Origin of the sequence: Bartonella sp. HY038, assembly GCF_014117425.1 — a bacterium.
GTDB lineage: Bacteria > Pseudomonadota > Alphaproteobacteria > Rhizobiales > Rhizobiaceae > HY038.
Genome location: NZ_CP059725.1, coordinates 1 through 12,081, shown reverse-complemented (window position 1 = coordinate 12,081; position 12,081 = coordinate 1). Strand labels below are relative to the sequence as shown.

The 12,081-nt window shown below is 41.2% G+C and carries 8 protein-coding genes; 3 read left to right on the top strand and 5 right to left on the bottom strand.

Annotation, left to right across the window (positions count from 1 at the left end; all coding sequences use genetic code 11):
* Position 1: 1 nt before the first annotated feature.
* The 3 genes from H3299_RS00040 to H3299_RS00030 are packed head-to-tail and all read right to left on the bottom strand — an operon-like array spanning position 2 to position 3,424.
* Positions 2-1,876, bottom strand: a complete 1,875-nt coding sequence (locus H3299_RS00040) for a hypothetical protein (RefSeq protein WP_182418326.1) — start codon at positions 1,874-1,876, stop codon at positions 2-4.
* Entirely contained in the window at positions 1,873-2,307 is a 435-nt protein-coding gene (locus tag H3299_RS00035) for a hypothetical protein (protein ID WP_182418325.1), read from the bottom strand. Before H3299_RS00035 ends, H3299_RS00040 begins: the two co-directional genes overlap by 4 nt.
* Entirely contained in the window at positions 2,294-3,424 is a 1,131-nt protein-coding gene (locus tag H3299_RS00030; RefSeq protein ID WP_210276124.1) for an AAA family ATPase, read from the bottom strand. Before H3299_RS00030 ends, H3299_RS00035 begins: the two co-directional genes overlap by 14 nt.
* A 306-nt stretch (positions 3,425-3,730) precedes the next feature.
* Between H3299_RS00030 and H3299_RS00025 the strand changes: the two genes are divergently transcribed.
* A complete protein-coding gene (locus tag H3299_RS00025) occupies positions 3,731-5,323 on the top strand; it encodes an ATP-binding cassette domain-containing protein (protein WP_182418324.1) in 1,593 nt (530 codons plus the stop codon).
* 58 nt (positions 5,324-5,381) lie between these two features.
* On the opposite strand, the gene H3299_RS00020 is transcribed toward H3299_RS00025, so the two are convergent.
* On the bottom strand, positions 5,382-6,953 hold the full coding sequence (locus H3299_RS00020; RefSeq protein ID WP_182418323.1) for a multicopper oxidase family protein: 1,572 nt from the start codon (positions 6,951-6,953) through the stop codon (positions 5,382-5,384).
* A gap of 907 nt (positions 6,954-7,860) precedes the next feature.
* On the opposite strand from H3299_RS00020, the gene prfA reads away from it, so the two are divergent.
* Together prfA and prmC are read left to right on the top strand one after the other, a co-directional pair.
* Entirely contained in the window at positions 7,861-8,937 is a 1,077-nt protein-coding gene (gene prfA, locus H3299_RS00015; RefSeq protein ID WP_182418322.1) for a peptide chain release factor 1, read from the top strand.
* Positions 8,934-9,806 carry a peptide chain release factor N(5)-glutamine methyltransferase gene (gene prmC, locus H3299_RS00010; protein WP_182418321.1) on the top strand — a complete coding sequence of 291 codons (873 nt, stop codon included), beginning with the start codon at positions 8,934-8,936 and terminating at the stop codon, positions 9,804-9,806. Before prfA ends, prmC begins: the two co-directional genes overlap by 4 nt.
* 134 nt (positions 9,807-9,940) lie before the next feature.
* On the opposite strand, the gene dnaA is transcribed toward prmC, so the two are convergent.
* Positions 9,941-11,404, bottom strand: coding sequence for a chromosomal replication initiator protein DnaA (gene dnaA / locus H3299_RS00005; protein WP_246708091.1), 1,464 nt, complete (start codon positions 11,402-11,404; stop codon positions 9,941-9,943).
* Positions 11,405-12,081: the final 677 nt, after the last annotated feature.

Below are 12,081 nucleotides of genomic sequence, written 5' to 3'. Positions count from 1 at the left end.
TTTATCCCCGTTTGCCTACCCCGTTTGCATGCCCCGTATGCGCCATAATTTGCCGACTATTGACATCAAAAAAGATGATATCATGATCAACATTTTGCATAACAATAGTACCCGAATAGATACACATTTCAGCGTTAGCTAGCTTTACCGCATCGCTATACCAGTTTTCAAAACGATCACCACGCCATGCGCCAATGGTTTTCTTATGGTCCCAGATAACTGGTACCAAAACATTTAAAGCGTCATCAAACCACGTGCCAATGACCTTACAGCCCTCGGCCAAGGTGAATAGAGTTTCAACAAGCTGCTCACCACCAATTTTAGTCCGGCTTAACCAGTTTAAGCGGCTTTCATCATTATTTTTGGCAAGCATACCAGATACAAATTTTTGCGATCCCTTATAAGCTGGATTGTCAATATAGCCTATTTTTATAAATGTCTTGGAAGTTTGAAATGATGGCCCAAGATCAAAAAATTGTTTAACCGCGTTATCTTTGATACTGATCATATCTAAGCGAAAATTTTCTTTTATATTTCTTAAAATTAAAAAATGCTTATAGGAATAATATTGCACAGCATAAATATCGAGAAACGCTAAATTTTCTTTCAAAGGCTTGATTGTCGCATCGGTTATATAAAGGTTTTGTGTCAAACCGCCTGACAACCGCGCAGTCCAGCCAGAGTCATTTTGATCAGTCATGACAATGAGCGGTTCAATTTTTTGTGTTGTTCTTGCAGGTGAATCGGAAATATTGGTTTGAATATTTCCCCTTAAAAGCTTATGGCCTTTAGCCCATAATTGATAATCTTGATCAACTTTTAATAGCAAGCTGATATGACCATTTATCATATAACCAGCTGCTACAATATGTGCGCTTTGTGGTAAAGACAACTTACGTATTTTAGGCTGAATTCGGCTTATATCAACTTCAATAAACTGGTCATCATTGTCGCCGCGCATGCGCAGCATGACTTTTTTACCATTAGGTGAAATGATTAGGGACGACAAAAGCGAAGCTTTAGCAAGCAAGCTGTTAGTTTGCTTCTTTGCTTGCGTTTCTTTTTTGACAAATTTAGCCGATAATAAGCGCTTACATTGCTTTTCATCGGGTAAAGGTAGCGCAATTTCAATTGCTGAGCAGCCATTTTGGTGCAAAACAACCTCAAGCGATGTACCTTTAAACGTTTCGTCAATGCTTAATCTGTGGCTTGCAAAAAGGCTTTTACCTTGATCATGAAATTTTTGGCTGCTGATAAACCAGCACTCATCGCCTTTGTCGCCTTGCCCAATAAAATTGCGCCATTTATCAAGTTTTTCAGCTGTTATTAAAGCAATGTGTCGGTCATCGAGCATTTGCCGCAAATGGTTGACATTGGAAAATTCATGCCATTGCGGTTCATTTTGCACGATGCCCCAATAAAATTCGCTTTTTAGCAATTGCGCACGGCGCGATAAAAGCATTAACAAGGCTATATGGGCGACACGCGGCAAGCCAAGCTGCATAATGCCGACATCAAAAAGGGCAAGCACTCTCTTACCGCCATCGTCTTCAAGGGGCGGCGGCGCAAAAAACAAATGTTCATGCTGAGCGGCACGGCGCAAAAATTCATCAGGAAAACTATCCGCAAGTATCCATTCAGATAATAGCAAATTGGCATAATTTCCGCGTCGCAATACGGTTTCAAGCCCTGGCGCGGTTAATAACCCACCATTATCACTTGGGCGCGGCGCGGTTAATAAAGGATGCAAATGATGCAATATTTGCCCGATATCACCCTGCAAATCGGCTAAAAACCATTTAAGCCAGTGCTGCCACTCAGCCGATAAGCTATTTAATGTATTTGGGTTAGATGCTTGCTGTTGCGCCATTGTCATTTTGCGTTTTCCTCTAACTCTTGGTGCAATAATGTCAGCACTGAAGATTGAATAGGAAATTGCCGATGCAAATCAATGATTTGACGTGGCTCTGGCCATAGCAAAAACGGCGATGGAAAACGCTTTTTAAAGGCTGCAAGCAAAAGGTCTAATGGCGCATTAGGCATGCTATGCAAAGGCAGCCATAATTCTGGCGCTTCAAGATCATGGCCAATATAATGGCCATTTTCGCACCATGGTAAATATTGCAATGGCCCTAAAACCACAATGCCATAGCGAAAGCCTACAATTTGTAAGGCCGCTTGCCGCGCACTGTCATCAATGGCTTCCAAACGGTCAAGCAAATCAAAACTTGCTGGGCCAAAAACAACCATGCCTTTAGCAGTAAGCCCATTTTGCCGCGCTTGCCATTGCCAATCAAACTTCGCCATGGCGTTTTTCCTGCAAACGCTCTAGCAAGCGGGCACGCAAGCCAACCAATTCTTGCGGCACAGCATCACTTGCAAAATTAACATCAATTTCACGCAAGATATTTTCAATTGCGCTAAGATCACTCTCTTCCGCCTTAAGGCATAGATCCGCCATTTCAGCGAGACGCGCAACGCGGCTTGCCGGTTGCTCTGCCACCGCTTCGACTGCGCCATGCAAAGAAAAATTAGCCGCATCGCCTAAAATAGGGCGTAAAATATCTTGGGCAAATTTTTGCTCGGCCTCAGTTGGTACCACATAAAGCAAAGGCCATAAATCTTCTTTGCTGGCCTCAAATCGACCATTTAATAAAACTGCTGCGGCAATTAAATTTTGGCAACGCACAATACGCCGATCTGATAGATTTATTCCACCATGGCGCAGTTTACGTATTGCATCAGCCAAAATTGGCCGCATATTTGCCATATCAACATTTGGCAATTGTGCGTTTAATGTTGCAATAAGGTCACCAGCCTTTTCAAAAGCTGCATTTTGGCTTTGTGCTTGCCAACCACCTTTTAACATATCTTCCAATTGATGATCGGCAATGCGGTCAACGAAAAGATGCATTAAAAAGCGATCGGCAAAGGCGGCAAGGGCAGGATCGTCAGGCAAGGAATTGGACGCACCAACACATATTTTTAAAGGGCAGATAAGTTCGGTATGACCGCGGCGAAAACGCCTTTCATTTAAAATACCAAGCAAAGTATTTAAAATTGCGGTAGAGCCAAGAAAAACCTCATCAAGAAAGGCAATATCAGCTTCAGGCAACATGCCAGAAATATCAGTTTCAACCTTGCCTTCTTTTAGTTTTCGCAGGTCAACCGGCCCAAACAATTCCGATGGTTCAGTAAAACGGCCAAGCAAATATTCAAAATAGCGTCCGCCAAAGCAATTAGCCACACGACGCACCACAGCACTTTTGCCGGTGCCGGGCGGACCAATCACCAATAAATGTTCGCCGGCAATCGCGCCTAAAATCATTAATTCGGCCAATTGCTCGCGACCAATCATGCCTTCTGTCGCCAACTTTATGCGTTGCCGAATTAATAAAGTTGTTTGTTTAAGATCAACCATCATTGCCCCGTATGCTTATAATTCCTGCGTTTATATTCAAATGCCAAAAAGATTTAAATAATAAAAGCGCAATTGCCATGCAAATTGCCTTGCTTCTTTAAAAGATGCAATGAAATAAATATGACATTAATGGTAATTTTATTGAAAAATAGCGCTATTTTAAATATAGTTATGCCAAATCTATGGTAAGCCTAGGATTTTCATGTTAAAATTTTGGTGCAAAATAGTCCTATTGCAATAAAGGAATAAGTGTCGTGCGCAATCCACTCATAAAATTATTTGTTTTATTTTATGAAAAGGTGGTTTTCCATGGCTTATTCTCCCATACTCGACTTAACCTCACTTAGCTATCAATTACCTGATGGTGATTGGCTGTTTTCCAATGTCAATGCAGCATTGCCTGTTGGTTTACATGGCTTGATTGGAAAAAATGGGGTTGGTAAATCCAGCCTTCTTGACATAATTGCCGGCAAAAAACAGCCAACAAGTGGTGCGCTTCAAACACCAAATCCGATTGGTTATCTTAACCAAAACATTAAAGATAGCACCAATACTACTCTTGCAGATCTATTTGGCCTTGGTGATGATTTGCGTATGCTTGAAAAAATTAAAAACGGCGAGCTTTTATCTTTTGATAGCGATAAGATTAACTGGACTGCATTGGAAGATTTTCACGATCTTTTGCAAAAAAGCACGATTAACAACCGTAATTTTGATACATTGGCTAGTGATTTAAGTGGCGGTGAGATCATACGCGCTAGCCTTATTGGACTTTTTTGTGCCGCCTATCCGCTTATTTTGCTGGATGAACCAAGTAATAATCTTGATATTGAAGCACGAGATTTCTTAATTCAACAATTAACCCAAAATCCTTTGATTGTACAAAAAAGCATTATTGTCATTGCCAGTCATGATCGGCAATTGCTCGAACACATGGACACAATCAATGAATTATCGTCAACGGGTCTTTATCAAGTGAGCGGTAATTATAGTGTTTATTATCACGATAGAATGCAAAGGTTAGCCAAAATTGAAACCGATGTTCATCAGGCAGAGGTTGATTTAAAAAATGTTAAAAATAAAGGCATAAAGCTTATTGAGCGGCAAAATAAGCGCGACCAAAACGGAAAACGCAAGAACAAAACTGCTAATATTCCAAAAATGTCATTGGATAAGGCAAAGAATAAAGCTGAAAAATCCCGCGGCAAAACTATTCAACAGAACCAAGCCTTATTGAGTAAAGCGCAAGATATAATGACGGTTGCAAAATCTGCGTTGATCAAAAAATTGCCGATTGCTTTTAGGCTATTACCGACCAAGCTAGCGCCACAAAAGCTGGTTTTATCGGCAAATGAATTAACAGGTGGCTATAATGATATTATTCAAAATTTCAATCTCGAGCTTTACGGACCAAAACGCCTTGCGCTTCATGGTAAAAATGGTAGCGGTAAAACGACTTTATTAAAATTATTGAGTGGTATTTTGCCGATAAAAAACGGCAAAGCAAGTATTTTTGTCCGCTTTACCATGCTTGACCAATTTGTATCTTTGTTGGATGGCAATTCTACCTTGCTTGATAATTTTGCACGGCTTAACCCCATGGCCAATGATCGCCAATGTTTTGAGGCTTTGGCGCGGGTTGGTTTTCGCAACACTATGGCAAAAAAAATAATTGGTGATTTAAGTGGCGGTGAAAAATTGCGGGCTGGTCTTTGCTGTACCATTGGTAGCGATACGCCGCCTCAATTGCTATTACTTGATGAGCCAACCAATCATTTGGATATTGAAACCATCGAAGCCTTAGAAAACGGACTAAACACCTATGACGGCGCATTAATTATTGTTAGCCATGACCGAGACTTTTTACATAATATACATATCAATGAAGAAATATGGCTGTAAGCTAAATTCTGTCCTGTTGTGAAAACAGGACAGAGTTCAATATGGGTTTAATATTAGCTTAAATCACGTTTAAATTCGCCATCATACCAAGGGTTTCATGTTCTAAAATATGACAATGGAACATGCGGATGCCTTTTTCTGTTTGCTTAACCTTTATGGTTACTTTTTCATAAGGGCGCAAATTAAAACTATCCTTAAAGGCTTTAAACGGCTCATCGGTTACTTTGCCATCAAGTTCACGCTTAATAATTAAAAATTGCGTGCCATGAAGATGAAAAGGATGATCCATATGAGAATTGTTGAAAATTTGCCATTCTTCAACCGCATCTTGCTTGCTGGTTAAATCTATCCGATCCATATCATAGGTTTTGCCATTAACCTTGAACATATTTTGCAGCATGGCCATTTGTTTGGCCTTATCATTGCCCATATCCATATGGGCGTGATCCATTTCCGCTTCCGAAAACTCAACGCTTTTTGTTGCAGTAATTGCACCAAAATCGTCAATTTCTCGCAGGAAATTTGGTAATTTAACTGCGCTTGCATCAATCGAAATATCTGCCAATAGGACATCATCATGCGGCTCAGTTACCATCATTTTTTGGCGGTCATAATAATGGCTTACCAATTGTGACGATTGGTCTTTATCTGTTTGTAAAATCACCTCGACCCGCTCGGCAGGGCTAAGCATTAATTCATTGACGCTAGGGCGTGGCTTTTCCAAAAGGCCGCCATCACTACCAACCACAATCCATTGACAATTAGGTATGGCAAGGCGCAAATAGCGGGCGGAACAAGCATTCCAGATGCGAATACGCTCGCCAGATTTGACGTTAATGCGTGGCTGTAATTGACCATTAATCAACACAAACTGCCCTTCGCGACCATTCATCCAATCCATCATGGTATTTTCAGGAATATTACCGTTTTTATCAAGGCGTAAGTCTGAAATAAGCCAATGTTGCTCGGATAAATCATTTAAAGGATCATTTTTGGCTTTTACAATAAAGCTACCAGCAAGGCCTTTTGCCACTTGCTCCGAAACATCGCCATGGGGGTGAGGATGATACCAATAGGTGCCGGCGCAATTTTGCGGCAAAGTAAAGCGATAGATACGACTTTCTCCCGGTTTTACCGCATCATGGGGATTGCCATCTTCTTGCGGCGGTACTGGTAAACCATGCCAATGTACTGTGGTTGGTTGTGATAGTGAATTTTTAAAATGGATTTCAACCGCATCGCCCTCATAGACTACAATTTGCGGCCCAGGCAATTGGCCATTATAGGCCCAAACTTCAGTTTCCTTGTCGTCAGCCAAGTTAACTTTGATTGGCTTTGCTTCCAAATTCGCTATAAATACGCCTTGCTTATTAGCGATATTTTTTAAAAGCTTTAAGGGCTGCAAAGGCTGCTTGCTTGGCATTTTATCAAGCGGCATTAAATCCGCTAAATCATGCGACATGGCGGGCATGGAACCATGGCTATTATGATCCATCTTATTGTGATCCATTGCACCATGACCCGAATGGTCGCCATGCCCTTGATGTCCACTTTGTGCCAAAGCCTTATGGGCAACAGTTACCATGAGGGCGCCAGAGCCCAGCAATTGCAGAATTTTTCTACGATTCATAATTTACACCTAATGTAAGAAAGTTAATTATTAAAAAGCCTTAAAGCCATTTTTGCTAAGGCTTAAACTTTAAAAAATACAATCAAGACACTTTAGGTGGGGGTAATGGCGGTAGATAATTGCTTTGCACCATAAAAACATCATGGCTTAAAACCATAGTAATTTTGGTTGGCATTATGCTGTAGGAATAAAATTGGTCGATAGGGGGAAAGCAAAAGGCGCAGCCGGCCATTAAGCGACAACAATCTTGTAAGTGATGCGGTAGTTGTGAGGACTGATTAGCTACGTCCCTTGTGTCATGGCAATGAACATCAATAAGCGCTATTCTAGCATTATCGCTACTTATATCATTGGTTATCTCATTGCTCATTTTATACTGTATGAATGGCGGCGCCATTATATTAAGCGAAAAAACAAGCGCAAACATCACAGCCAAAACCATTAGTTTTGGATATTGATGCGGTCTTTTTTTTAAACTGCTTAAAATTTGTGTCACGATAGAGCAACTTAACATAGATTAAATTAAAAACTGCCAAAAGATGTCAACGACCCAATATTTAGTCAACCGGCAGTTGGTGAAAAGCCATGTAATAATTTTTAACTTCAATTGATCTTAGCCTTAATCAATTAAAAAGCCAATAAAGGATCGTTCACTTTATTCTGTTTTGCTATTTTTATGCTGCGAAACCATATGGAAAAACATTAAAATAATACCAAGCCATTGATAAATTGGTTGTAAAGCGCATAAATGCGCGTATATAGCTTAAAACAGGATTGCAACCATAATCGCTTTAATAAAATCTTCAAGATTGGATAAAAGTGATCAAATAGTTCAAATATATAGCTATGCTAAGGCTGCATAAGCTATTTATTTTAAAAAAATTTATTCAAGGTCAGGTAATAAGCAATGGTATCACTGCCACTGGATCGCATGCATCAATTAGAAAAACGCTTTGAAATGATTGAAGCGCAGATGTCACAAAATCCCGATTCTGAAACCTATGTGCGCCTTGCTTCTGAATATTCGGATTTGCAGCCGATAGTCACTCAGATTCGTGGTTTAAATAGCGCTCTTAGCGAATTGCAAGATTTGCAAGCCATGCTTGATGACCGCGATACAGACGCAGAAATGCGTGATCTTGCGGAGGCGGAGTTACCCGAACTTAGAGAAAAAATTGAAAATTTGGAAAAATCCGTCCAAATTTTACTTTTGCCAAAAGATGCAGCCGATGAGCGCAGCGCTATTTTGGAAATTCGTGCGGGTACTGGTGGCTTAGAAGCTGCCCTCTTTGCCGGTGATCTTTTCCGCATGTATGAGCGCTATGCTAGCGAACATAATTGGAAAGTCGAATTGGTTTCAACCAGTGAAGGCGATGCCGGTGGATTTAAGGAAATTATCGCGACTATTACCGGTAAGGGCGTGTTTTCCAAGTTGAAATTTGAATCAGGCGTCCACCGCGTGCAGCGTGTACCTGAAACAGAAGCGGGTGGCCGTATCCATACTTCGGCAGCAACCGTTGCGGTTTTGCCGGAAGCTGAAGATATTGATATTGAAATTCGCAATGAAGATATTCGTATTGACACCATGCGTGCATCAGGCGCCGGCGGTCAGCACGTCAACACTACCGACTCGGCAGTGCGCATCACCCATCTTCCAACCGGTATTATGGTGGTGCAGGCGGAAAAATCCCAACATCAAAACCGCGCCCGCGCCATGCAAATTTTGCGCGCCCGTCTTTATGATATGGAACGGCAAAAGGCCGATAGCGAGCGTTCAGCATCGCGTAAAAGCCAAGTTGGTTCGGGCGATCGCTCTGAGCGTATCCGCACCTATAATTATCCGCAAGGCCGCGTGACAGATCACCGGATTAATCTCACGCTTTATAAGCTTGACCGCATTATAGTTGGCGATTTAGACGAAATTATTGATGCGCTTATTTCTGATCATCAAAGTGCATTATTGGCAGAGATGAGTGACGCGTGACCAGTAAGACCCTGCAAGAATGTTATTTGAGTGCAAAACAAGCCTTCAAAGACGCCGATATTGCCACTGCTGAACTTGATGCAGATTTGCTTGTAAGTTGGCTTACTGCGACGAGCCGTTTGGACCGCGTTAGCAATCCTGAATTGGTGATTACCCATCAATTAGTGATGGAATTGGACAGCATTATCAAACGCCGACTTAATGGCGAACCTGTGCATCGCATCATGGGAAAGCGCAATTTTTATGGCCGTGATTTTTGGCTGAATAGCGACACATTAGAGCCGCGCCCTGATACCGAAACTTTAATTGATGTGCTTTTGCCCTATGTGCGTTCACTTGCACAACAAAAGGACAAAGTCACAATTATTGATATGGGCACCGGTAGCGGTGCTATTGCGGTTACCCTTGCTTGTGAAGAGCCAAAAGTTGACGCTATTGGCGTTGATATTTCACAAAATGCGCTTGATATGGCAAAAAGCAATGCCGCTCGACATGGTGTAGAGCCGCGCTTTACACCGCTTTATAGCAATTGGTTTGAAAATATTGTTGGAAAATTTGATATTATTGCATCAAACCCCCCTTATATTCCCCATAAGGAAATAGAAGAGCTTGATATTGGTGTACGTCAATTTGATCCAATGCGCGCCCTTGATGGTGGCATTGATGGTCTTGATTTTTATCGCCAACTTGCTGAACAAAGCCGTAATCATTTAAATGATGATGGCTATATTGCCCTCGAAATTGGTATGGGCCAAGAAAAAGATGTAAATGATCTTTTTGACAAGAATGGTTTTATCCTTGTTGAGGCAATTGCTGATTTGTCCGCCATTATCCGTGTGCTAATTTTTAAAAATAAAACCGATAATTGATTTTTTGCTGATATCCCAAATAAAGCCCAATTTGACGATATCAAATTGGGCTTTTTTTATGAGATATTATTTGGCTTAAATAAAAAGCGTTCAAGTTTTAAGATTAAACGCTTTTTAAAAGCAATCCAATAGGCTTAGCTTGCCTGATCATTGATGAGGCGCTTTAACAATTCCAATTCCTGCGCCAGCTTTTGATCACCGCCAACCAAATCCTCGATCTTGCGCACGGCATGAAGAACGGTGGTATGATCACGACCACCAAAACGACGGCCAATTTCTGGCAATGAGCGCGGTGTCATCATCTTGGCAAGATACATTGCAACTTGGCGCGGCTTAACGATAGTTCTGGTGCGGCGATTGGATAATAAATCCTGCTTGGATACATTATAATGGCGAGCAACTACACGTTGAATTTCTTCAATGCGAATGCGCTTTGGTTCACCGCTACGAGTCAAATGGCCTAATAATTCATCAATACGATTAATGGATAATTCTGGCTCAAAAGATTGGCGGAATAAAAGCTGGTTAAAAGCACCTTCAAGGTCACGGCCAGAGCCTGAAACGCTTTGGGCAATATAAGATAAAATATCTTCACCAATTTGAATGCTTGGTTCTTCTTGGCGAGCGGTGCGTAAACGGCGACGCAACATTTCAAGGCGCATATCATAATCTGGCGAGCCAATTTCAAGCGATACACCACCTTGCAAGCGTGAACGTACACGCACATCAAGCGATTCCAACTCGGCTGGTGCACGGTCAGCTGCAACCACTACTTGTTTGGCGCTATCAAGCAGAGTATTTAACAAATGGCAGAATTCGTGTTGGATAGACTTACCTTGCAAGAATTGCATATCATCAATGATAAGAAGATCAATATCACGTAGCTGTTCTTTAAAGGACAAAGCATCATTATCGCGAATAGCGGTTGCAAAACGCCACATGAAATATTCAGCAGTTAAATAAACAACCCGTTGCGGTGTTGGGTGTTTTAAGGCAGCAGTTGCAATTGCCTGCAAGAGATGGGTTTTGCCTTGACCAACGCCAGCATGAATGAAAAGCGGATTAAAACGCAATGCGCCTTGGCTTCCCTCAGCTATAGAGCGGGCAGCGGCAAGAGCTACGCGATTGGCTGCACCTTCAACAAAATTTTCAAATGAATAACGAGGATCAAGCGGAGAGCCAAAAATACTGGCATTGGAATAGCTAGAGCTTGTCTTTTCACTGCGCGCGGGACTGGCAACTGGTGTTGCTTGCTCACTTAGTTGAGGCTCGCTTGCAATATTTGCACTAACTGTTGGTTTTGGTGCGCGATTCATGCCGCGTACAATGACTTCAACGCGCATAATAGCAGAGTTTTCTTCGCGCCATAATTCTGTAAGGATAACAGCATAATGGTTGTTAATCCATGAGCGTAAAAAGGCAGTTGGCACAGAAAGGCGAACCTGATTTCGCATATATTCGGCTAATTTTAAACGGCCAAACCAGCTAGAATAGGCTTCAGCACCAACTCGTGCCTTTAATTTTGCCGCAACACGTTCAAAGGCTTTTGCACCATCTTCATCAGAAATTATCATATTATTGGTCATTCCCTCAGCCATGCTATTCTCCAATGATGGGTCTATAGAAGAATTCCCAAAATTTTCTTCCATATTGTTCAAGTCAACATTTACCATCATCTTTAGCCTTTTACTCTTAACACATTAACCAATAGATTTTAAACTGAAATCGCAAAATTTCATATTTTCTATGCGGAATTGCCGCAAATTCGTTTTTCCACCAACTGCAATATTTCTATGCAGTTATGCCAATCATTCCAAAGCCTAACAAAACCATCTAAATAAAATAGAGCAGTAGCTCACTTTTCAAGTGGTTTATATAAGCACAAAAATCCTGATCAAGCCCAAACACAAATAGAGTTGGACTATGCCTTTTTGGATCAAATTTTAGATATCACTGTGATAAGCGCCATATTCATAATTATTAACGCAGCTCTTATCTTGCCGGTGTGTAGACCACATTACAAAAATCGCTGGGAGCATTGCAAGTGCTGAATCCGATTCTTTTATGTCCAATGTTTTTTTCAATTTTGCAGCAATTAGATTAGATTTTTTACCATCAACTTTGATTCAACACAGCTTTTTCAATTGAGATTGAGGTGAGCGTGCAAAACTACAACTTTAAAAAAAAATTATAATATGGTCTTGACTCTAAATAGTGTTATATACACCTATCCACATCCTGTGGATAAGCACAATAACTAATTGATTTTATTTGA